At 68.8% G+C, this 21,175-nt stretch carries 20 protein-coding genes; 8 read left to right on the top strand and 12 right to left on the bottom strand.

The annotated features are described in order from the left end of the window. Window positions 1-4: 4 nt before the first annotated feature. The 4 genes from Amac_RS13785 to Amac_RS13770 form a co-directional block, all read right to left on the bottom strand. Window positions 5-709 (bottom strand): ABC transporter permease, encoded by a 705-nt coding sequence (locus tag Amac_RS13785; protein ID WP_155354765.1) that lies wholly within the window; start codon window positions 707-709, stop codon window positions 5-7. After that, window positions 709-1,626 (bottom strand): ABC transporter ATP-binding protein, encoded by a 918-nt coding sequence (locus Amac_RS13780; protein WP_155354764.1) that lies wholly within the window; start codon window positions 1,624-1,626, stop codon window positions 709-711. Before Amac_RS13780 ends, Amac_RS13785 begins: the two co-directional genes overlap by 1 nt. A 117-nt stretch (window positions 1,627-1,743) precedes the next feature. Then, window positions 1,744-3,969 carry a transglycosylase domain-containing protein gene (locus Amac_RS13775; RefSeq protein WP_246268312.1) on the bottom strand — a complete coding sequence of 742 codons (2,226 nt, stop codon included), beginning with the start codon at window positions 3,967-3,969 and terminating at the stop codon, window positions 1,744-1,746. Between the two features lie 88 nt (window positions 3,970-4,057). Next, a complete protein-coding gene (locus tag Amac_RS13770; RefSeq protein ID WP_246268310.1) occupies window positions 4,058-4,525 on the bottom strand; it encodes an Lrp/AsnC family transcriptional regulator in 468 nt (155 codons plus the stop codon). 96 nt (window positions 4,526-4,621) lie between these two features. Between Amac_RS13770 and hppD the strand changes: the two genes are divergently transcribed. Continuing rightward, on the top strand, window positions 4,622-5,716 hold the full coding sequence (hppD, locus tag Amac_RS13765; RefSeq protein ID WP_155354762.1) for a 4-hydroxyphenylpyruvate dioxygenase: 1,095 nt from the start codon (window positions 4,622-4,624) through the stop codon (window positions 5,714-5,716). 131 nt (window positions 5,717-5,847) lie between these two features. After that, complete coding sequence (locus Amac_RS13760; protein WP_155354761.1) at window positions 5,848-7,299, top strand: M1 family metallopeptidase; 1,452 nt, start codon at window positions 5,848-5,850, stop codon at window positions 7,297-7,299. On the opposite strand, the gene Amac_RS13755 is transcribed toward Amac_RS13760, so the two are convergent. From Amac_RS13755 to Amac_RS13735, 5 genes are all read right to left on the bottom strand, one after another. After that, entirely contained in the window at window positions 7,288-8,091 is an 804-nt protein-coding gene (locus Amac_RS13755) for an ABC transporter permease (RefSeq protein ID WP_155354760.1), read from the bottom strand. The two genes, Amac_RS13760 and Amac_RS13755, sit on opposite strands and share 12 nt — an antisense overlap. Continuing rightward, on the bottom strand, window positions 8,084-9,034 hold the full coding sequence (locus tag Amac_RS13750) for an ATP-binding cassette domain-containing protein (RefSeq protein WP_155354759.1): 951 nt from the start codon (window positions 9,032-9,034) through the stop codon (window positions 8,084-8,086). Before Amac_RS13750 ends, Amac_RS13755 begins: the two co-directional genes overlap by 8 nt. Before the next feature lie 78 nt (window positions 9,035-9,112). Then, entirely contained in the window at window positions 9,113-10,327 is a 1,215-nt protein-coding gene (ilvA, locus tag Amac_RS13745) for a threonine ammonia-lyase (RefSeq protein ID WP_155354758.1), read from the bottom strand. A gap of 24 nt (window positions 10,328-10,351) precedes the next feature. Beyond that, the gene (locus Amac_RS13740) at window positions 10,352-11,314 is read right to left on the bottom strand and encodes an ROK family protein (RefSeq protein ID WP_155354874.1); all 963 of its coding nucleotides are present in this window, start codon (window positions 11,312-11,314) and stop codon (window positions 10,352-10,354) included. Window positions 11,315-11,326: 12 nt separating this feature from the next. Beyond that, window positions 11,327-12,502, bottom strand: coding sequence for an FIST signal transduction protein (locus tag Amac_RS13735; protein ID WP_155354757.1), 1,176 nt, complete (start codon window positions 12,500-12,502; stop codon window positions 11,327-11,329). Window positions 12,503-12,642: 140 nt separating this feature from the next. Between Amac_RS13735 and Amac_RS13730 the strand changes: the two genes are divergently transcribed. Together Amac_RS13730 and Amac_RS13725 are read left to right on the top strand one after the other, a co-directional pair. Next, window positions 12,643-14,082, top strand: coding sequence for a sigma 54-interacting transcriptional regulator (locus Amac_RS13730; protein ID WP_155354756.1), 1,440 nt, complete (start codon window positions 12,643-12,645; stop codon window positions 14,080-14,082). Further along, complete coding sequence (locus tag Amac_RS13725) at window positions 14,079-16,028, top strand: vWA domain-containing protein (protein WP_155354755.1); 1,950 nt, start codon at window positions 14,079-14,081, stop codon at window positions 16,026-16,028. Before Amac_RS13730 ends, Amac_RS13725 begins: the two co-directional genes overlap by 4 nt. Here Amac_RS13725 and Amac_RS13720 read toward each other — a convergent pair. Both Amac_RS13720 and Amac_RS13715 read right to left on the bottom strand, forming a co-directional pair. Further along, the gene (locus Amac_RS13720; protein ID WP_155354754.1) at window positions 15,994-16,392 is read right to left on the bottom strand and encodes a DUF6292 family protein; all 399 of its coding nucleotides are present in this window, start codon (window positions 16,390-16,392) and stop codon (window positions 15,994-15,996) included. The genes Amac_RS13725 and Amac_RS13720 overlap by 35 nt on opposite strands. Window positions 16,393-16,463: 71 nt before the next feature. Continuing rightward, entirely contained in the window at window positions 16,464-17,243 is a 780-nt protein-coding gene (locus Amac_RS13715) for a GntR family transcriptional regulator (protein WP_170322473.1), read from the bottom strand. 239 nt (window positions 17,244-17,482) lie between these two features. On the opposite strand from Amac_RS13715, the gene Amac_RS13710 reads away from it, so the two are divergent. From Amac_RS13710 to Amac_RS13700, 3 genes are all read left to right on the top strand, one after another. Continuing rightward, a complete protein-coding gene (locus Amac_RS13710; RefSeq protein WP_155354752.1) occupies window positions 17,483-17,656 on the top strand; it encodes a hypothetical protein in 174 nt (57 codons plus the stop codon). Window positions 17,657-17,818: 162 nt separating this feature from the next. Continuing rightward, window positions 17,819-18,067 (top strand): hypothetical protein, encoded by a 249-nt coding sequence (locus Amac_RS13705; RefSeq protein ID WP_155354751.1) that lies wholly within the window; start codon window positions 17,819-17,821, stop codon window positions 18,065-18,067. A gap of 82 nt (window positions 18,068-18,149) precedes the next feature. Continuing rightward, window positions 18,150-18,590 carry a hypothetical protein gene (locus Amac_RS13700; protein ID WP_155354750.1) on the top strand — a complete coding sequence of 147 codons (441 nt, stop codon included), beginning with the start codon at window positions 18,150-18,152 and terminating at the stop codon, window positions 18,588-18,590. Here the strand turns inward: Amac_RS13700 and Amac_RS13695 are convergent. Further along, complete coding sequence (locus Amac_RS13695) at window positions 18,587-19,726, bottom strand: cystathionine gamma-synthase (protein WP_155354749.1); 1,140 nt, start codon at window positions 19,724-19,726, stop codon at window positions 18,587-18,589. The two genes, Amac_RS13700 and Amac_RS13695, sit on opposite strands and share 4 nt — an antisense overlap. 257 nt (window positions 19,727-19,983) lie before the next feature. Here Amac_RS13695 and Amac_RS13690 point away from each other — a divergent pair, with 257 nt between their 5' ends. After that, window positions 19,984-21,144, top strand: a complete 1,161-nt coding sequence (locus tag Amac_RS13690; RefSeq protein ID WP_246268306.1) for a sensor histidine kinase — start codon at window positions 19,984-19,986, stop codon at window positions 21,142-21,144. Window positions 21,145-21,175: the final 31 nt, after the last annotated feature.

The raw sequence follows: 21,175 nt of genomic DNA, 5'->3' as shown, positions 1-21,175 counted from the left end.
CGACTCACGCCCAGCGGAAGCAACGGGCCGAGACCAAGCCGATGACCAGCGCATATACCGCCATTATCGCAAGAAGCAGAGGCTGTGTCGCCGCCCCGCTCCAGGCGTCGTGGACGGCCTGCCTGAACAGGCCGAGCGGGGTGAACTCGCCGATCGCGGCCAGCAGTTCGGGCATGGCCTCCTTGGGCTGCATCAGGCCGCCGAGGAAGGCCAGCGGGAAGTAGAGCAGCACGCCGATACCGTTGGCGGCGCGCCCGTTCGCCGCGGTCGCGGCGATGAGCAGACCGACCGCGAAGATCGCCGAGGTGCCGAGCAGGAAGGCGGTCGCCATCGCCACGACGCGGGCGGGCGGGGCCGCCTGGAAGATCACCACCGAGACCGCGACGAGCACCGCCGAGGCGAGCACCGCGAACACGAGCTGGAGCATCAGCTGCACGCCCAGCAGGGCGCCCGGGCTGACCGGCGTGGTGGACAGCCTGCGCAGGATGCCCCGCTCCCGATACGTGGCCAGGGTGGTGGGCACCATGTAGAGCCCCACCAACCCCACCGCGATCGTCATCGACATCGAGGGCAGCGCGGTGTCCCCCGGACCGGCCCCGCCGCTGAAGATCACCAGGATGAAGAGCGGGATGGCCATGCTGAAGATCGCGCCGGGGTCGCGCAGCAGCAGCTTGGACTCGACCTTGGCGAGTTTGGAAAAGCCGGCCATCACCTCTCCTGGGTGTCGAAGGCACGACCGGTCAGGGCGATGAAGGCGTCGTCGAGCGTGTGCTGCTCGACCCGCAGCTCGGCCACCGGGACATGGTCACGAGCCAGCGCGGAGGTCACCGCGCCGGCGAAGTCGCCTCGGCCCGCGACGATCACCCGGTCGCCGGAGCGAGTCACCGACACCACCCCCGGCAGCCCTGTCAGCACCGCGTCGTCGAAGGGCGTCAGCGGCCGGAAGCGCAGATGCTGGTCGGCGTCCACGGCCGAGATCAGGTTCGCGGGGGTGTCCAGCGCGACGATCCGCCCCCGGTCGAACACCGCGACCCGATCGCACAGTTCCTCCACCTCGTCCATGGAGTGGCTGACCAGGACGACCGTCACGCCCGCCGCCCGAATCCGCTTGATCAGCTCCCAGGTGACCCGGCGGGCGGCCGGATCCAGCCCCGTGGTCAGCTCGTCAAGGAAGGCCACCTTCGGGTCGCCCACCAGCGCCAGGGCGATGAACAGGCGCTGCTTCTGCCCGCCGGACAGGGTGCCGAACCTGGCCTGGCGCTTGTCGGCCAGCCCCCACTCCGCCAGCAGTTCGCGCCAGTCCTTGGGGGCGCGGTAGAAGGAGGCGTACAGGTCGAGCGCCTCCCACACCTTGATGTTCTCCGGCAGGAGCGACTCCTGCAGTTGCACGCCGACCTGGTGACTCAGCTCCCGCCCATCCCTGACCGGGTCGAGCCCGAGCACCCTGATCGATCCCGAGTCGGGCCGCCGCAATCCCTCGGCGCACTCCACGGTGGTCGTCTTGCCCGCCCCATTGGGCCCGAGGATGCCGAAGATCTCGCCCTGCTCCACGGAGAAGGACACCTCGTTCACCACCGGGAGCCTGCCGTACCTCTTGACGAGGTCGTTCACCTCGATAACCGCCATGCACTCAGCTTGGCCGGACGCTCCCTCGCCCGAATCGCCTGCCCGGCCATGATCCGCCGCTGATCCGGCTGAGCCCGGAATCCACCGATCGGTTGATGCAATCCCCGGGCGGTGTTCTTAGAAGTTCACTTCGGTTGTTGTGGGGTCGGGGGCTACTGGTTCGGCTGGGGTTGGGGGGTCGGGGTTCGCGGTGTCGCTGACGTTGCCTGGGTTGTCCTGGTTGCCCTGGCCGTCGCCCTCGGTTGGTGGGGGTGAGTCGGGCATTTCGGGCGTGTCCGTTGCGGTTGGGAACGGTGATGGGCTGTCCCAGGGGGTTGAGTTATCGCCGTCGCCGTTCTGGTTGTTCTGGTCGGAAGGGCTGTTCGGGCTGTCCCACATGGTCTGGTAGTCGGTCGGTGGCGGGAATTCCTCGACTGGTTTGCCGTCCATCGCGGCCGACATGAAGTACTTCCAGATCTGGGCGGGTAGCGTGCCTCCGTACAAAGCGCCATAACCAGGGACGGTCACCGCTTTGTTGTCGTCTCTGAACATGTCCACCGCCACGGACAGCTGCGGAACATAGCCGGTGAACCAGACGGCGGCCGACTCGTCGGTGGTGCCGGTCTTGCCGGCGGCGGGGCGGTCGTAGAGGCGTGCGGCCGTGCCGGTGCCGCCCTGGACGACCTGCTCGAGCGCGAACGTCGTGTCAGCCGTGGTCTCCGCGCTGAAGGCCCGCTTCCCGGGCGCGGTGATCTGCCGGGTGTGCCCCCGCACATCGGTGATCGACCGGATCACGTGCGCGTCATGATGGATCCCGTCCGCCGCGAACGTTCCATACGCGGACGCCTGCTGCACCGCGCTCACCGACGCGACCCCCAGCGGGAACGTGGGCGCGGCCTGATGCTGCGTCAACTGATCGGCCGGAATCCCGGCCGCCTCCGCCGCCCGCGCGACCTTGGCGAGCCCGACCTTCTGCCCGAGATCGACGAACGCCGTGTTGACCGAACTCCGGGTGGCCTGCACGAGATCCACCGACCCGTACGACGCATCCCCCGAGTTCGGGATCGTCGCGGACGCGATATGCATCGGCGAGTTCCCGTCCACCCGGGTCCACAGGTCGAACCCGTTCTCCAGCGCCGCCGCCAGCGCATACGCCTTGAACGTCGACCCGGCCTGCACCTTCGCGTCGAAAGCGTTGTTCCACTCGGTCGCGTTGTAGTCCCGCCCGCCGTAGAAGGCCACCACCTCCCCGGTGGCCGGATCGACCGCGGCTAGCCCGGTGCGTACCTTCTTCGGCGTGTCCGCCGGCAGCACGGCTTTGACCGCCTCCTCGGCCAGCCCCATCAACTTGCGGTCGAACGTCGTGGTGACCTTCAGGCCGCCCTGGTTGATGTCCTCGTCGCTGTACCCGAGCCGGTTCAACTCGGCCCGTACCTGCGCGAGCATGTAGCCCTTCTGCCCGCCCAGCGACAGCGGCGACTTCTGCTTGACCAGCGTCGGGAACACCAGCCCGGCGGCCTGCGCCGAGGTGAGCGCCTTCGTCTCGGTCATCCCGGAGACCACCGCCTGCCAGCGCGCCTTGACCGCCGCCAGGTCCGCGCCCTTCGGGTCGGCGAACCGGGTCGGCTGCTGGATCACCGCCGCCAGGTACGCCCCTTCGGCCGCGCCCAGCTTGCTCACGTCCTTGTTGAAGTAGGCCAGCGAGGCGGCCTGCACCCCGTGCGCGCCCCGGCCGAAGTAGATCGTGTTGAGGTACTGCTCCAGCACCCAGTCCTTGGACTTGGAGCGATCCACCTTCAACGAGATCATGATCTCCTTGAGCTTGCGGATCACGGAACGTTCCTGGCTCAGCCCGCTGTAGTAGTTGCGCACCATCTGCTGGGTGATGGTCGATCCGCCCTGGATCTGCTGCCCGGTGAACGTGGACCACATGGCGCGAGCCGTACCCGTGAGTGACACGCCCGTGTCCTGGTAGAACGTCCGGTTCTCGGCGGCGATCACGGCGTCCTTGACCACGGCGGGGACCTTGCTGAGCGGCACGTTCTTGCGGTTGACGCCCTGGGTGGCGAGGACGGTCTTGCCGTCCCGGTAGTAGAACAGCGAACCTTGCGCGGTGGCCAGGGCCTGGGTGGTGTCCGGGATCGGGGTCATCGCCCAGACGACCCCGAACATGGCGATCAGACCGGCGATCCCGATCCCGCCGGCGATGAGGACACGACGCAGCAGCCTCCGGCGCGGTTTCGCCGTCGGTTCGGCCGTCGATTCAACGGCCTCCAGCACAGCCGTCGGCTCGCCGGCCTCCTGGGCAACCGCCGGTTCGGCGGCCTCCTGACCAGGTGCCCCATCTTCCTCACCGCTTCGCACGCGATCCCCCAGACCTCTCGCAGGCGTTCACGGTAGACGATAGATAACGATGCTTGGGACATTGCAGCTACCTTGCGGCTATCGTCCACTACCGTTGCGCGGCCTTGACCAAAGGCAGGGTTCGGTACGGCACCGGGGTGTCCAACGCGATCACGGACTCGGTCCTGACCACCCCGTGCACGTCCACGATCTGGTCGATCACCCGCTGCAGGTCGGCGTTGCTGCGCGCGACGACCCGGCAGAGCATGTCATGCCCGCCGGTGATCGTGTGCACCTCCAGCACCTCGGGGATCAGAGCCAGCCGGTCCGCCACTGGATCATGCCCGCTGACCTGCCGGATCTGCAACGTCACGAACGCCGTCACATCGAAACCGAGCGCGGCCGGATCGATCTGCGGGCCGTACCCGATGATCACGCCGCGGGCGGCGAGGCGGTCGAGCCGGGCCTGCACGGTCCCGCGCGCCACGTTGAGCCGCCGCGAACATTCCAGCACGCCGATGCGCGGCTCTTCCTCCAGTAACGCGACAAGCCGGACATCCAACTGGTCAACGGTCACAATAATGCTCCGATGATCGCCGCTTTTCCTGAGCATATTGTCCACTATTTTCGGTGAGTGTTGCGCAGGTTGGCCATCGCGTCCGAGAGTGTCGCCATGACTGATGACGTGTTTCCGGTCCATGGGATGGACGCCGTCGTGTTCGCCGTCGGCAACGCCAAGCAGGCCGCCCACTTCTACTCGACCGCCTTCGGCATGCGGCTGGTCGCCTATCGCGGGCCGGAGACCGGCAGCCGGGAGGAGGTCGCCTACGTGCTGGCCTCGGGCGCGGCGCGGTTCGAACTGCGTGGCGCGGTGCGGCCCGGCTCCGACCTGGCCAGGCATGTCACCGAGCACGGCGACGGCGTCATCGACCTGGCCCTGGACGTGCCGGACGTGGACGCCGCCTACCGGCACGCGCTGGCGCAGGGAGCGCGCGGCCTCGTGGAGCCGTACGTGCGGGAGGACGAGCACGGCAAAGTGGTCATGGCCGCCATCGCGACGTACGGCGAGACCCGGCACACCCTCGTCGACCGCGCCAACTACACCGGGCCGTACCTACCGGGATATGTCGCCGCGGACCCGATCGTGGAGCCTGGTCAGCGGATGTTCCAGGCCATCGACCACTGTGTCGGCAATGTCGAGCACATGGACGAATGGGTGGAGTTCTACGAGCGTGTCATGGACTTCACGCGGATGGCCGAGTTCATCGGCGACGACATCGCGACCGAGTATTCGGCGCTGATGTCCAAGGTCGTCGCGAACGGCACCCGGAAGGTGAAGTTCCCGCTCAACGAGCCCGCCGCCGGGAAGCGCAAGTCGCAGATCGACGAATACCTGGAGTTCTACGGCGGGCCCGGCGTGCAGCACATCGCGCTGGCCACCAACGACATCCTCAACACGGTCGACCGCATGCGGGCGGCGGGCGTGGAGTTCCTGGAGACCCCCGACTCCTACTACGACGACCCGGAGCTCCGCGCCAGGATCGGCCAGGTACGGGCCCCCGTGGCCGAACTCAAGAAGCGCCGCATCCTGGTGGACCGGGACGAGGACGGCTACCTGCTGCAGATCTTCACCAAGCCGGTGCAGGACCGCCCGACCGTGTTCTTCGAGCTCATCGAGCGCCACGGCTCGCTCGGCTTCGGTAAGGGCAACTTCAAGGCTCTCTTCGAGGCGATCGAGCGTGAGCAGGAGCTTCGCGGAAACCTGTAGATCTTTTCGCCCCGCGAAAGCCGCATGGCCCGACAAGGCCCTGCAAACCTCCGTCGCCGCCGCCTGAACCTGTCGTTCTCCTCGCGTAGGGTTGCTCGTCAGGGATCGGGTGCGGAGGGGGCACGTCACACATGCGTGGACGCAAGGTGGTCAGCTTGCTCGCGGCTGGCCTTACGGTCGCCTGCTCGGCGTCGAACAGCGCCACGGGCGCCGACAACGCCGCGGGCAGGGAGGCGCCGATCGCGTCCAACCCACCGGCCGCGGCGCGGTCGGTGTCGGCCGCGACCGCGGGGACGACCGGGATCGGGGATCCCTACTTTCCCGGGGACGGGAACGGCGGGTATGACGTCACCCACTACGCGCTGGCGCTGGCCTACGAACCGCGGAGCAAACACCTGGGCGGCTCGGCGACCATCGATGCGAAGGCCACGCAGGAGCTGTCGCAGTTCAACCTGGATCTGCACGGGTTCACCGTGAGCGCGGTGACCGTCAACGGGCGACCCGCCCAGTTCGAGCGGCACGGGGATGAGCTGACGATCTTCTCCGATCTCCGGGACGGCGCCGCGTTCAAGGTCGCGGTCGCCTACGCGGGCACGCCCGACCCGGTGCAGAACTCCTCGAACCTGGGCTCCTACGGCTTCATCCCCACCGCGGACGGCGCGTTCGTGACGTGCGAGCCCAACGGCGCGAAGACCTGGTTCCCCAGTAACGACCATCCCTCCGACAAGGCCACCTTCGACTTCACCCTGACCGTTCCCGAGGGCGTGACCGCGATCGCCAACGGCGAGCTGGCCGGAACGCCCCAGACCAAGGACGGCAAGACCACGTTCGTGTGGCGCGAGTCCAACCCCATGGTGACCTACCTGGCCACCATGACCACCGGCAAGTTCCAGGTCCGCACCGGCGACTCGCCGGGCGGCATCCCGGTCTACGCCGCCACCGACCCCCGCTTCAGCAAGAGCCTGAACAGCCTGTATGACCAGTCCGCCAGGATCACCGACTACTGGACGACCGTGTTCGGGCCCTACCCGTTCAAGTCCACCGGCGGCGTGGTGGACGACTTCGCGGCCGGTTACGCGCTGGAGAACCAGACCAAGCCGATCTACGGCGGTTTCGAGCCGGACGAGGGCATCATCGCGCATGAGCTGGCCCACCAGTGGTTCGGCAACAGCCTGAGCATCAACCGCTGGAAGGACCTCTGGCTCAACGAGGGCTTCGCCACCTACGCCGAGTGGCTGTGGAGCGAGCACCGCGGCAACGGGACCGCCCAGCAGTCGTTCGAGGACGCTTACGCCAGCGCCACCGACGAGATCTGGAAATATCCGCCCGGCGTGACCCGCCCCAACGACCTGTTCAACGCCTCGGTCTACGTCCGGGGCGGCATGGCGCTGCACGCGCTGCGCACCGAGATCGGCGACACGAAGTTCTTCCCGCTGCTCAAGAAGTGGACGGCCGACCACCGCTACGGCAACGTCACCACCGAGCAGTTCATCGACATGGCCGAGAAGATCTCGGGCGAGCAGCTGGACGACCTCTTCGACGCCTGGCTGTTCAAGCCGGCCAAGCCCGCCTCAGTGGGATGACACCCTCGTGTAGGTGGTGATCGCGCCGGTCAGGCAGATCGCCGTGACGAGCACGCACCAGACCAGCGACTGGATCAGGGGTGACAGGGTCGGGCCGCCGTGGAACAGGGCGCGCAGCGCGTCCACGGTCACGGTGACCGGCTGGTTGTGGGCGAACGGCCGGATCCACGACGGCATCGAGTCGACCGGCACGAACGCGCTGCTGACGAAGGTGAGCGGGAAGATCCACACCATGCCGGCCATGTTCGCGGCCTCCACGGATTTCATCGAGAGGCCGATCCAGGCGCCGATGGTGGCGAAGGTGAAGGCGAACAGGAGCAGCAGCAGGATCCCGGCCAGCGCGGGGAAGAACCCGTTGGTGATCCGGAACCCGACGATGTAGCCGACCACGATCATGATGGCCAGGATCAGCGCGTTCTTCACCGTGTCCGACAGCAGCCGCCCGACCAGCACCGCGGACCTGGCCATCGGCAGCGCCCGGAACCGATCCACCAGGCCCTTGTGCAGGTCCTCGGCGAGCCCGACGCAGGTGCTCGTGGTGGCGAAGGCCATGGTCTGCACGTAGATGCCGGGCAGCAGGAAGTTGATGTAGTCGCCGCCGGGCACCCGGATCGCGTTGCCGAACACGATCGAGAACAGCAGGATGAAGATGATCGGCTGCACGATCGTGAAGAACACCAGTTCCGGGATGCGCGGGATGTGCGTCAGATACCGCCGCGTGATCACCAAACTGTCGGCGACAGTCCAGCGAGCCGCCCCGAACGGCTGCGCCATCTCGGACCATTTAGCCATCGCGGATCACGCTCTCGGTGCGGTGGCCGGTCAGGGCCAGGAAGACCTCGTCCAGGGTGGGGCGGCGCAGTTCCACGTCGCTTGGCTCGATGCCCTTGGCGTCCAGCCGGCGCACGAACTCCACCAGCGACGCCGCCCCGTCGCGCACCTCGACGGTGACGCTGTGGCTCTCGAGATCCACTTCGGGCAGGCCACAGCCGACGTTGGACGCGATCGCCTTCAGTTCGGGTAGCCGGGACCGATCCTTCACCGCGACCTGGATACGCTCCCCGCCGAGGCGGTCCTTGAGCTGGTCCGCCGTCCCCCGCGCGATCACCAGACCGTGATCGATGATCATGATGTTGTCGGCGAGCGCGTCCGCCTCCTCCAGATACTGCGTGGTCAGCAGCAACGTCGCGCCATCGTGGACCAGCTCCCTGATCACGTCCCACATGCCGTTCCTGCTGCGCGGATCCAGCCCCGTGGTCGGCTCGTCCAGAAAGATGACCTTGGGTTTGGCCACGAGCGACGCCGCCAGATCCAGCCGCCGCCGCATCCCCCCGGAATACGTCCTGGTCTGCCGGTCGGCCGCGTCCGCCAATCCGAACTGTTCGAGCAGCTCGGCGGCCCTGTCCCGGGCCGTCTGCTGATCCATGTGGTAGAGCCGCGCGAACATGACGAGGTTCTCGCGCCCGGTCAGATATTCGTCCACGGCCGCGTACTGCCCGGTCAGCCCGATCACCTTGCGGATCTCGTCCGGCCGGGCCAGCACGTCGATGCCCGCGATGGTGGCGCGCCCGGCGTCGGGGCGGAGCAGGGTCGCCAGGATCCGTACGGCGGTGGTCTTCCCTGCCCCGTTGGGACCGAGCAGGGCCAGCACGCTGCCGCGGGGAACCTCAAGGTCCACCCCATTAAGCGCTTTGACCTTGCCATAGTGCTTTGCAAGGCCTTCAGCGCTAATCATGGTTTCAACCACGTTTCACCCCCATTGACGTGGTTGATGCCCGTTTTCTCCCCTCGGCCCGTACGACCCCTGGAAGCTTTAGGAGAAGATGAGCTTGTAACCCTCCCGGCGGAGCGCTCCCAGCACCTCGTCGCAGTGCGCCGGCCCCCGGGTCTCCAGCTGCAGCAGCACCTCGGCCTCATCCAGGTGCAGCCGCGCCCCTACCCGCTCGTGCACGATCTCCAGCACGTTGGCCCGCAACTCGGCCAGCCGCCCGAGCAGGGCCGCCAGTGCCCCCGGCCGATCCTGCAGCCGGATCCGGAACGCCAGATACCGCCCGGCCGCCGCCAGACCATGCCGCAGCAGCTTGGCCAGCAGCAGCGGGTCGATGTTGCCGCCCGACAGCACCGCCACCACCGGCGCGTCGAACGCGTGCGGCTGGTCGAGCAGCGCGGCCACCCCGGCGACCCCGGCGGGCTCCACCACCAGCTTCGCCCGCTCCAGGCAGAGCAGCAGCGCCCGCGACAGCGATTCCTCCGACACGGTGACCACCTGGTCCACCAGGTAGTGGATCAGCTCGAACGGCAGCTCGCCGGGGCGGCCGACCGCGATGCCGTCCGCCATCGTGGTGGCCGGTTCGACCATGACCGGATGCCCGGCGGCCAGCGACTCCGGGTAGGCGGCCGCGCGTTCGGCCTGCACGCCGACGATCCGCACCCCCGGCCGGAGCTGCTTGACCGCCAGCGCGACCCCGGCCGCAAGCCCGCCGCCGCCGATGGCCAGCACGATCGTGCCGGTCTCCGGCAGCTGCTCCAGGATCTCCAGGCCGACCGTGCCCTGACCGGCGATCACGTCCGGGTGGTCGAAGGGATGGATGAAGATCGCGCCGGTCTCGGCCGCGTGCTTCTTGGCCTCCTGCAGGGCCATGTCGACCGTGTGGCCCGCGAAGATCACTTCAGCGCCGTAGCCGCGGGTGGCCTCGACCTTGGGCAGCGGCGCGCCCTCCGGCATGTAGACCGTGGACTTGGCGCCCAGCAGGCCCGAGCCGAACGCCACACCCTGGGCGTGATTGCCCGCGCTCGCCGCGACCACGCCGCGCGCCCGTTCCTCGTCGCTCAGGCGGGCGATCCTGACGTACGCGCCACGGACCTTGAACGAGCCGGCCCGCTGGAGGTTCTCGCATTTGAGGTGCACCGGGCCGCCGACGATCTCGGACAGCACCCGGGAGTGGATGACCGGCGTTTGCACGACCACGTCGGTCAGCAGCTTGCGTGCGGCGACGACATCGTCGTACGTCACCTGAGGAACGTCCATGGCGTCATCTTCGCAGGGTGAGATTCAGCCTGCCCAATAGCGGTCGCTCCGCAGGATGAGCGCGGCGGCGCCGATGAGGCCGGCGTCCTGGCCGAGCGCGGCGGGCAGGACCCGGACGCGCTGGGCGAAGTCCATCCGGGCGTGGGCGCGCAGGCTCTCCTCCAGCGGGTCGAAGATCAGTTTGCCTGCCTGGGAGAGGCCGCCGCCGATGGTGACCAGGTCGAGGTCGCAGAGGTGGGTGGCCGAGGCCAGCGCGAGCCCGATCGCCCGCCCGGCCCTGCGCATCGCGGCCAGCGCGATCGGGTCCCCGGCTGCGGCGTCGAAGGCCAGCTGGCGGGCCGAGGCGGCGGCGGCCTCCAGGTAGAGCGGTTCCAGCGAGGGGCGTCCTCCGGGCTGCCAGCCCTGCGCCAGGGCCCAGCTCGCCAGCGCGGGACCGCGCGCGACCGCCTCCAGGCAGCCCCGGCCGCCGCAGCCGCAGGCGGGCCCGTCCGGTTCGACGATGATGTGGCCGATGTGCCCGGCGTTGCCGGTGCCGCCGTCGATCAGGTGGCCGCCCAGGATTAGGCCGCCGCCGACGCCGGTGGAGACGACCATGCCGAGCATGTTGTCGCTGCCGTGACCGGCGCCGCGCCAGTGTTCCGCCACCGCGAAGGCCACGGCGTCGTTGTGGATCCGCACCGGGATGCCGGGGAAACGTTCCGACAGGCGGGCGACCAGCGGGAAGTCGCGCCAGCCGGGCATGTTGAGCGGGGAGACCACGCCTTCCGGCCAGGCCATCGGCCCTCCGACGCCGATGCCGACGCCGATCAGCTCGCCTGCCGCCCGCTCGGCGACGCTCTCGGCCAGCCCGGCCAGGGCCTTCCATAAGTCGTCGGCGTCGCCGCCGGGCGGGGTCGGGACCCGCTCCGAGAGCACCAGCTCGCCGTCGGTGTCCACCAGGCCGACCGCGAGTTTGGTCCCGCCGATGTCGACCGCCAGCACGACCATCACGGAGCTCCCTCAGATTGTGGTGGAGAAGACCAGGACGGAGGCGGTGAAACCGTGCACGTGGTTGTGACCGGCGACCGGGCCCACCTCGCCGGCCGCGAAGAATCCGGCGACGCCGATCGGGCCGAGGGTGTCGCGCAGGGCGAGCGCGTCATGATCGGGCGTGCCGAACATGGCCGAGCCCCGGCCGTTGCAGGAGAACAGCAGGGCGCCGTCCACCCGGCCCCCTTCGGCCAGGTGCGCGTCCAGCAGCTCGTAGAGGTCCTCGTCGGCGGTTTCCGCGTCCCTGACCTGGAAGCGTACGGTGCGGCCGACCGGCACGATGTCGCCGATGGCGACCGCCTCCCGCTCGGGGTCGATGCCGAGCACGCCCCGGATGAGGAAGTCGCCGCGCTCGTGGCGTTCCGCGTATTCGTCCATGGCGATGCCGATCTGCAGGCCGGAGGCGACGAGCTCGCGGTCCTCCTCGTCGAGCGCGCTGACGATGTCCTCCAGCCGGGCCAGCGCGGGCTGGCCGGCGAGTTCCAGCAGCACGTTCTCCTCGGCGCGGGTGACGACCATGGTCGGGCCGATCGGGCGGCAGCCCTGGCTGACCACCGTGCTCACCCGCACCGCGCCGCTCAGCATGACGCCGATGGCGCCCTCGGTGTAGACCTCGCCGTCGGCGAACAGCCGGACCGAACCACGGCCCTGCAGGCCGTTGGCCAGGCCGCCGATGAGCGGCAGGTTCCCCAGCACCTCGCTGGAGTGCTCCACGAAGGCATCGGTCGGGAACGTGTACGGATCGGCGAGCATGATCGCCACCCGGTCGTCCACCTCCCGTTCCGGCAACCCGATCACCACAAATCGGTCATCGGCTCGGAGTGATTCCAGGGCAAATGTGGTCACCCGGGCCTCTCCCAGCGAAGCCGCCCAGGCGCTCACCGACGGGGACAGCTCGACGCCCTGGGCGTCGCCGATCACGCCGGTGGCGCTGCAGCCGATCACCGCCGCCTCGCCCGCCAGCTCCATCGCCCGCTGCCCGGCCTTCGTCACGTCCTCGGCGTCCTCGCCGCAGATGAAGAAACAGACCAGGTCGGCCGGCCCGGTCAGCCCTGCGAGAGCCTGCCGGATCGCGGTCTCCGCGCTCTCCACCAGGTTGGGCCCGACGGCTAGCCCGTCAGCGAACCGGCTTGTCAACACTGCCATCGCGCGCCCCCTCTCATCAGGACAAGTCCGTTATCTCGTGTAGTTCTATTTCATAGCCCTCATGCCCGATTCTCCCCACAACACCGTTCCGGAACTCACCCGATTCGTCACTGAATGGTCAAGATCCGCAGCGCAATCGGATGCGGGTGTTGCATCCGCGACGTAGGCTCAATCCCGTGCACAAATCGCCCGCACCTGCTCCGTCACTGAGCACTCTGCGTGAACTGCGCGAGAGTGGACACGTCCACCGGTCGGTGAAAGCCGAGATCCGGGAGAACCTGCTGGCCCGCCTGCGCGCGGGTGAGCCCCGGTTCCCCGGCATCGTCGGCTTTGACGAGACCGTGCTCCCGCATCTCGAACGCGCCCTCATCGCAGGTCACGACCTCGTGCTCCTCGGCGAGCGCGGTCAGGGCAAGACCCGCCTGATCCGCACCGTCATCGGGCTGCTCGACGAGTGGACGCCGGTGGTGGCCGGGTGCGAGATCAACGACCATCCGTACGCTCCCGTCTGTGCCCGCTGCCGGGGCCTGGCCGACGACGAGATCCGCGTCGCGTGGAAGCACCGCAGCGAGCGGTACGGCGAGAAGCTGGCCACCCCCGACACCTCGGTGGGCGACCTGATCGGCGACGTGGACCCCATCAAGATCGCCGAAGGGCGCACGCTGGGCGACCCGGAAACCGTGCACTACGGCCTGGTGCCCCGGACCAACCGGGGCGTTTTCTCCGTCAACGAGCTGCCTGACCTGGCCGAACGCATCCAGGTGTCGCTGCTGAACGTGCTGGAGGAGCGGGACATCCAGGTCCGCGGCTACAACCTGCGGCTGCCTCTGGACCTGCTGCTGATCGCCAGCGCCAACCCGGAGGACTACACCAACCGGGGGCGGATCATCACCCCGCTCAAGGACCGGTTCGGCGCGGAGGTCCGTACCCACTATCCCAAGACGATCGAGGATGAGCTGGTCCTGATCCGCCAGGAGGTCATCCCCGACATCGGCGCGGACGTGCCCGAGCACCTGGTCGAGATCATCGCCAGGTTCACCCGGCTGGTCCGGGAATCGACCGCCGTGGACACCCGCTCGGGCGTGTCGGCCCGCTTCTCGATCGCGGCCACCGAGACCGCCGCCGCGTCCGCGGTCCGCCGGGCCGCGCTGACCGGCGAGGAGAACGCGGTGACCCGGGTCTGCGACCTGCCCGGCATCGTGCACACGCTGCGCGGCAAGGTGGAGTTCGAGGTCAGCGAGGAGGGCCGCGAGGTCGAGGTGCTGGCCCACCTGCTCCGCCGCGCCACCGCCGAGACCTTCCGCAACACGCTGGGCGGCCTGGAGCTCGCGCCGCTGCTGGAAAAGTTCTCCGAAGGCGCCCAGATCGAATCCGGCGAGCTGGTGCCCGCCACCGAACTGCTGCGCCGGATCGGCCGGGTGGACGGCCTCGCCAAGATCATGTCCCGGATCGGCATGGGCGAGGGGGACGAATCCCCCGGCCACGCCGCCGCCGCCCTGGAATTCACGCTCGAAGGCCTTTACCTGATGCGCCGCCTCTCCAAGGACGACATCGCGGGCGGCGCGGTCTACCGCACATGACGGCCTACCGTTACGGCGAATACCAGGACGGGCCGGATCCGCTCGCCCCGCCCTACGACGTGCGCTCGGCGCTGGACGAGATGGGCGACGCCATCCTGTCCGGCTCCACCCCGCTGGACGCCCTGCGCGACCTGCTCAAACGCGGCCTCCCCGACGCGCCGGACCGGCGCGGCCTGGAAGAGCTCCTCCGCCAGGTACGGCAACGCCGCCGCGAGCTCCGCGAGAACACCCGCCTGGACGGCACCCTCGAACGCGCCCGCGCCCTGCTGGACAAGGCGATCGGCCAGGAACGCGCGGAGTTGTTCCCCGATCCCTCGGACGACGCGCGGTTCCGCGAGGCGGCCCTGGACGCGCTGCCGTCCGACACCGCGCGGGCCGTGCGGGAGCTGGACGAGTACGACTGGCGGTCGGCGGCGGCCCGGCAGACCTTCGAGGAGCTGCGCGACCTGCTGCGCCGGGAGATCCTGGACAGCCAGTTCCGCGGCATGAAGGAAGCTCTCGCCAATCCGGATCCGGAGGCGATGGAACGGGTCCGGCAGATGATGTCCGACCTGAACGACATGCTGGACAGGGACGCCCAGGGGCAGCACACCCAGGAGGATTTTGACTCCTTCATGCGGAAATATGGGGACATGTTCCCGGAGAATCCGCGGAACCTGGAGGAGCTCGTCGATCAGCTTGCCCGGCGGGCCGCGGCCGCGCAGCGGCTGCTGGCCTCGCTCACGCCGCAGCAGCGCGAGGAACTCGCCGGTCTCATGGCCCAGACGCTCGAACGCGCCGGTCTCGCCGACCAGATGCGCCGCCTCGGCGACTCCCTGTACGCCCGGCGTCCCGACCTGTCCTGGAGCTCCCCCGAGCGGGTCAGCGGCGACGACCCGATGGGCATGGGCGACGCCGTGGGCGCCCTCCAGGAACTCGCCGACCTGAGCGAGCTCGAAGCCGCCCTCCGCCAGGACTACCCGGGCGCCCGCCTGGACGACATCGACGAAGCCGCCGTCCGGCGCGCTCTCGGCCGCTCCGGCGTGGACGACCTGGAAGCCCTGCGCCGGATCGAGCGCGAGCTGGAGAACCAGGGTTACCTCCGCCGCAATCGGGGCAAACTGGAACTCACTCCGAAGGCCGTACGCCGCCTGGGCGAGACCGCCCTGCGCCGCGTGTTCGCCTCCCTCGACTCCAGCCGCCGCGGCGACCACGACCAGCGCGACGCGGGCGCGGCGGGCGAGCTCACCGGCTCCACCCGCCCCTGGCGTTTCGGCGACGAGCAGCCCATCGACGTCGTCCGCACCGTCATCAACGGGGTACGGCGCGGCGCGGCGAACGGCCGGGTGCGCCTCTCGGTGGACGACTTCGAGGTCTCCGAGACCGAACGCCGCTCAGCCGCCGCCGTCTGCCTGCTGGTCGACCTGTCCTACTCGATGGCGCTGCGCGGCACCTGGGCCGCCGCCAAGCAGACCGCGCTCGCCCTGCAGGCCCTGGTCGCCTCCAAGTTCCCGCAGGACTCGGTGCAGATCGTCGGTTTCTCCAACTACGCCCGCGTGCTGCAGCCCGACGAGCTGGCCGGGCTCGAATGGGACATGGTCCAGGGCACCAACCTGCACCACGCCCTGCTCATCGCGGGCCGCCACCTCGACCGCCACCCCGACTTCGAACCCGTCGTGCTGGTGGTCACCGACGGCGAGCCCACCGCGCACCTGATGCGCAACGGCGTGCCCCGCTTCGAGTGGCCGCCCTCCCGGGAGACCCTCGAGCTCACCCTCGCCGAGGTCGACAAGATGACCCGCCGCCGCGCCACCATGAACGTCTTCATGCTCGCCGCCGACGAACGCCTGCGCGAGTTCGTGGACGAGGTGGCCCGCCGCAACGGCGGGCGCGTCTTCGCCCCCAGCGCCGACCGCCTCGGTGAGTACGTCGTCAACGACTTCCTACGAGCCCGCCGGCGTACCTGACCAGTTCCTGGTCGAACCCGTCGCCGATATCCCGGTAGGACCGGTAGACGGGCCGCTCCGTTCCGCCGCCCGCGAGCAGGTCGGCCACCCGCTCCGGTTCCGGCAGCACGCCGCCGCCCAGGTAGACGGCCCCGGCCAGCTCGGTGCGCACGCCCTTGTGCCCGGACAGGAAGGTTCCGCGCCGCCACCCGCTCTCCTCGTCCCAGACGAGCGCGCGCCCGTGCCCGAGCAGGATCGTCGCGTCCCGGGGATCGAAGGGATCGTCCCACCAGCGTTCAGCGCCCAGCACCTCGGCCACCCGCGCCACATAAGCGAGGGGAAGCTCCAACCAAGCGTCGCTGTACGCTTCGGGCACGAAGATCATGACGCGTGTTCCATTCTATTAATCGACCGGTTGTTAATTCGCGCGCCACAATATACTCCAGCGGCGGACGATCACTCGTTTCCGGGTTCACCGATATTGTAGGCCAGCTGGGTGCTGTCCCCCGCATACACATTGATGGTCAAACGGATCGGCCGGTCCGGCGAGTGGGCCGTGCGGAACAATTCTAGAACCGGCACGCCCGCGCCGAGGCCGAGAAACACCGCCTCCGCCTGGGTCGGCATCCGGCAGACAATCTCGTCCCGATACCCGACCTGGCCGTGCCCGTGCCGGCGCAGCTCGGTGACCGTGCCGTGTTCGATGTTCTGCGGGGACATGAGCAGGGTGCCCGCGGCGATGTCCATCGGGTAGAAGGACTCCTGGATCGACCAGGGACGGCCGTCGATCAGGCGGTTCATGCTCCGCACGACGACGGTGTCGCCTTCCTCGATGCGCAGCCGTTCCGCCACCTCGGGCGAGGCGGTCCTGATCTCCATCCGGAGGCCCAGCTGCTCGGGTTTCCGGCCCTGCACGCTCACCGCCGCCACGAAAGCGTCGCGGTCGGTGACCTCCACGCCCTCCTCCGCCGAGGCGAGGACCGTGAACGTCACGCGCTCGCGTACGAACGTGCCCCTGCCGTGGCGGGCTTCGACGAGTCCCTCGTTCTGCAGGATCGCGATCGCGAGCCGCACCGTGTTGCGCGAGAGCTTCGCGTCCCCGCGCGAGCCGGAGAGGTGGCCGTACAGCCGCTCCAGCGCCGATTCGGACGGGAGCTGGATGCCCGGCGGCAGCTCCCCCGTGTTGATCTTCGCCCGGAGATCTGCCGCGACCTGACGATAGAGCGCTTCCGCCACGTGAACCCCTTCCCCTGGCAAAGTTAGACCTAGACCACTCATTGGTACAAGCCGCTCATGCCTATGAGTGAGACGAGCCGGTCGTCGTAATACGTCGCACTCATTCCAATGAGTAGCTCAATGGCATGAGTCCGGTCATGAGTTTAACGATGGCCAACAGGGCTGAGTTTATATTCCAACCCTTCCTTCGCAGGCCCTGAGAATGCTGATATAGAGGCCACCGAAGAAAAGGATCCGCCGTGGAATTCATCCTCATCGCGTCGCTGGTCATCGGCGCCGGCATCGCCCTCGCCTTTGTGGCGCTGGCGGTCAACATCGTGCTGACCGACCGGGCGCGGACGCACCACACCTGTGACTACCGGGTGCCGCCATGCCCGATCTGCGCGCGCCGCTACAGCCACAACCGGAGCTAACCACGAGGGCAGGGGCGCTATCCGTCCGGCATAGCCAAACCTGTCCGAACCCTCACAACTCAGGGTCGGATCGCCCTCATATGGTCGGTTTACAGCGTGTCATGCCTGGCAATCGGGGAGTCAGCGGCGACACAGACCCAACATCAGCATGGGGAGTCGCACGTGTTGTACACAATCATCGTTCTGTTCAGTCTCACCGCGGGGCTGGTCGCGCTCAGCGCGTTCATGCTCGTCGTCCACAGTATCCGGCGGGAGGACCGGCGGCGGTCGCTGACCCTCAGCCCGCGGAGCGTGCTGTCGTCGGGGACGCGGCGCATTCTCGGGCTCAGCGTCGATCACACGGCCTGCGTCATTCATCCGGAGCACGCGTGCCCGACCTGTCTGGAGTTGGACCGCGAACTGCGGGTCTGAGATCGGCGTGATTCCGTATGTCTTGCGGGAGCCGTACGGAATCGCACTGCCGGTCTGATCACTGAGGCGATAGCCTCAGCGCATGTCGTTTTCCGACAAGGTGCTGCTGTGGCTGCACATCGCGTTCGCGATCTTCGCGATTGGTCCGCTCACCGCCGTCACGAGTTATGTGCCGCGGTACATCCGGGCGCGTGACCTCAACGTCCTGCGCTTCCTGAAGCGGGCCGGGCGACTGTTCGGGTCGCTGACGCTGGGGGTCTTCCTGTTCGGGGCCTTGCTCGGCCGGTCCGACCTGGCGAAGGTGTACCTGACGGTCTCGATGACCTTGTTCATCGTGGCCGCTGTGCTGCTGGTCATTATCGATCGGGATATGAGCAAGGCCCTCCGGGCTCTCGAGAACGACAACCCGGAGGATGACGCGAAGGTTCAGACCGGGAGGATCGCCGCGCTGGGCGGGGTGACCTCGCTGATCTGGCTGGTGATCCTGGTGCTGATGGTCTTCAACGGGGGCCCCGGGAGTTAGCCGAGCGCCTGGGAGAGGTCCGCGAGCAGGTCGTCGACGGTTTCGATGCCGACCGACAGGCGGACCAGGTCGGCGGGCACCTCCAGCGCCGAACCGGCCACGGACGCGTGTGTCATCCGGCCGGGGTGCTCGATCAGGGATTCGACGCCGCCCAGGGACTCGCCGAGCGTGAACAGCCGCGCCCGGTTGCAGACCTCCACGGCGGCGGCCTCGCCCCCGGCGACCCGGAACGAGATCATTCCGCCGAAACGCTTCATCTGCTTGGCCGCGATCTCATGTCCGGGATGTCCGGGCAGGCCCGGGTACAGCACCTCGGTCACCTTCCGGTGCGCCAGCAGCAGATCCACGATCCGCTCGGCGTTGTCGCAGTGCCGGTCCATCCGCACCGCGAGCGTCTTGAGCCCGCGCAGCGTCAGCCACGCGTCGAAAGGCCCGGCCACCGCGCCCATCGCGTTCTGGTGGTACGCCAGGCGCTCCCCCAGCTCCGCCGACCCGGCCACAAGCGCGCCCCCGATGACATCCGAATGCCCCCCGACATACTTCGTCGTGGAATGCACCACCGCGTCGGCGCCGAGCGCCAGCGGCTGCTGCAGGTACGGCGAGGCGAAGGTGTTGTCCACCACGAGCATGGCCCCCGCGTCGTGCGCGATCGACGCGAGCGCGGCGATGTCGGCGATGCCGAGCAGCGGGTTGGTGGGCGTCTCCACCCAGATCACCTTGGTCTGCGGCCGGACGGCGGCTCGGACCGCGTCCACGTCACTCAGCGGGACCGGGTCGTAGGACAGCCCCCAGGCCTCCAGAACCTTCGCGAATAGGCGAAATGTCCCGCCATAAGCGTCGTTCGGGATGATCACATGGTCACCCGGGCGGCAGACCGCGCGCAGCAGCGTGTCCTCCGCGGCCAGGCCGGACGCGAACGCCAATCCCCGCGCCCCGCCTTCCACGGCGGCCAGGCATTCTTCCAGTGCGGTACGGGTCGGGTTGGCCGACCGGCTGTACTCGTATCCGGAACGAAGCCCACCCACGCCGTCCTGCTTGTAGGTAGATACGGCGTAAATGGGCGGAACGACGGCTCCGGTCAGCGGGTCCGCCTCCTGACCCGCGTGAATGGCCAGGGTCTCAAAGCCTTCAGTCATGCAGTGAGGCTACCGCCACCCGTTCTTCTTCTCGTCCAGTCGCTCGAATCGCGACAGCAGCAGCGGATCGGCCAGCGCGAGTAGCACCACGATGAGCACAAAAATGATTCCGAGGACGGTCATGCCCCCCACCTCCTCTGTAGATAGAACACTTTCGAAGCTTGGGTTCATCTCGCCCGAACGATGGGTTCGGCCGTCCAGGGGTCGGCCGAACGGCCGATGCGGTTTGTCGGTGGGGGGTTCTAGGCTCGGCCAGCGTGGGTGAAGGTTTCGTCAACTGGATCCAGCGGCTCAGCGAGTTCGCCCTGCTGGGGCTGCTGGGGATGATTCTGCTGCTCGAAACCGCGTTGGCGGTGTCACACGGGCAGGCGTCGGCCTTTCTGATTCCGGTGGGCGGTCTGGCGGGGCTGGTGGCCGTGCTGGCGCGCAGCCGGTTCCGGGTGGGCTCGATGGTGACGCTGGTCGTGGTGTCGCTGGTGCTCACCCTCGCCGCCGCGGCGATGGACGATCTTCCGGTGCCAGGCATGGCCGAAGCCGGGGCGTTGATGGTGCTCACGATCAGCGTGTTGCGGTGGGTGCGGCCGCTGAGAGGCGCCGTCGTGCTCGCTGGTGCGGCCCTGATCACGCTGCAGCTGTCGGCCGGGCTGCGGGTGGGCGGCGGCACGCCGGGGGGTGTGTTCGAGGTCCTGTTCTTTGTCGGCTGGGCGGTCGGCGCGGTGACCGGGGCCTATCTGCGGCTGCAGCAGCATCGGCGGGAGGCGGCCGTGGAGGCGGTGCGCCGGTCCGAGCGGCTGGATCTGGCCCGCGAGCTGCATGATCTGGTGGCCCATCACATCACCGGCATCGTGGTCCAGGCGCAGGCGGCCAGAGCCGTCGGCGAGCAGCGGCCGGAGACGGTGCTGCCCGCCCTGGACGCCATCGCTACCGCCGGGGGCGAGGCGCTGACCTCGATGCGCCGCCTGGTCGGGGTGTTACGCGCCGACGAACAGGCCTCGCGCAGTCCGGGGGTCGACCTCGCCGACCTGCGGATCATGGTGGAGCGGTTCGCCGCCCAAGGGCCGCGGGCGAGCTTCGACATCGGCCACGGGGTCACCGATCTGGCGCTCCCGCCGGAGGTTCTGACGACACTGCACCGCGTGCTCCAGGAGTCGCTCACCAACGTCCGCCGCCACGCTCCCGGCGCGGCGTGGGTGGAGGCCGCCCTGAGCGCGCCCCCCGATCTGGTACGGCTCCGGGTCCGCAACGTGGGCTCGCCCGGCGACCCCCGGCTGACCCGGCTGGGGGGCGGGTTCGGCCTGGTCGGCATGGTCGAACGCGTCCAAGCCCTGGGCGGCCAGCTGACCGCCGGTCCTACCAGGGAGAACGGCTGGGAAGTCGTCGCCGAGTTCCCAGCCGTCAGCGCGTCACGAGGAAGGTGAGCGCCGAATGCTTGCCGTGGGTGTTCCCACC

The sequence above is a fragment of the Acrocarpospora macrocephala genome (assembly GCF_009687865.1).
GTDB classification, from domain to species: domain Bacteria; phylum Actinomycetota; class Actinomycetes; order Streptosporangiales; family Streptosporangiaceae; genus Acrocarpospora; species Acrocarpospora macrocephala.
The sequence above is the reverse complement of the archived record's forward strand: the minus strand, read 5'-3'. Positions and strand labels throughout refer to the sequence as shown.

What these genes read in the sequence shown, in the direction of transcription:
- Amac_RS13785 (WP_155354765.1), bottom strand. Translation starts at nt 709, where the DNA reads ATGGCCGGCTTTTCCAAACTCGCCAAGGTCGAGTCCAAGCTGCTGCTG.
- Amac_RS13780 (WP_155354764.1), bottom strand. Translation starts at nt 1,626, where the DNA reads ATGGCGGTTATCGAGGTGAACGACCTCGTCAAGAGGTACGGCAGGCTC.
- hppD (WP_155354762.1), top strand. Translation starts at nt 4,622, where the DNA reads ATGACTGATGACGTGTTTCCGGTCCATGGGATGGACGCCGTCGTGTTC.
- Amac_RS13760 (WP_155354761.1), top strand. Translation starts at nt 5,848, where the DNA reads ATGCGTGGACGCAAGGTGGTCAGCTTGCTCGCGGCTGGCCTTACGGTC.
- Amac_RS13755 (WP_155354760.1), bottom strand. Translation starts at nt 8,091, where the DNA reads ATGGCTAAATGGTCCGAGATGGCGCAGCCGTTCGGGGCGGCTCGCTGG.
- Amac_RS13750 (WP_155354759.1), bottom strand. Translation starts at nt 9,034, where the DNA reads ATGATTAGCGCTGAAGGCCTTGCAAAGCACTATGGCAAGGTCAAAGCG.
- ilvA (WP_155354758.1), bottom strand. Translation starts at nt 10,327, where the DNA reads ATGGACGTTCCTCAGGTGACGTACGACGATGTCGTCGCCGCACGCAAG.
- Amac_RS13740 (WP_155354874.1), bottom strand. Translation starts at nt 11,314, where the DNA reads ATGGTCGTGCTGGCGGTCGACATCGGCGGGACCAAACTCGCGGTCGGC.
- Amac_RS13735 (WP_155354757.1), bottom strand. Translation starts at nt 12,502, where the DNA reads ATGGCAGTGTTGACAAGCCGGTTCGCTGACGGGCTAGCCGTCGGGCCC.
- Amac_RS13730 (WP_155354756.1), top strand. Translation starts at nt 12,643, where the DNA reads ATGCGGGTGTTGCATCCGCGACGTAGGCTCAATCCCGTGCACAAATCG.
- Amac_RS13725 (WP_155354755.1), top strand. Translation starts at nt 14,079, where the DNA reads ATGACGGCCTACCGTTACGGCGAATACCAGGACGGGCCGGATCCGCTC.
- Amac_RS13720 (WP_155354754.1), bottom strand. Translation starts at nt 16,392, where the DNA reads ATGATCTTCGTGCCCGAAGCGTACAGCGACGCTTGGTTGGAGCTTCCC.
- Amac_RS13700 (WP_155354750.1), top strand. Translation starts at nt 18,150, where the DNA reads ATGTCGTTTTCCGACAAGGTGCTGCTGTGGCTGCACATCGCGTTCGCG.
- Amac_RS13695 (WP_155354749.1), bottom strand. Translation starts at nt 19,726, where the DNA reads ATGACTGAAGGCTTTGAGACCCTGGCCATTCACGCGGGTCAGGAGGCG.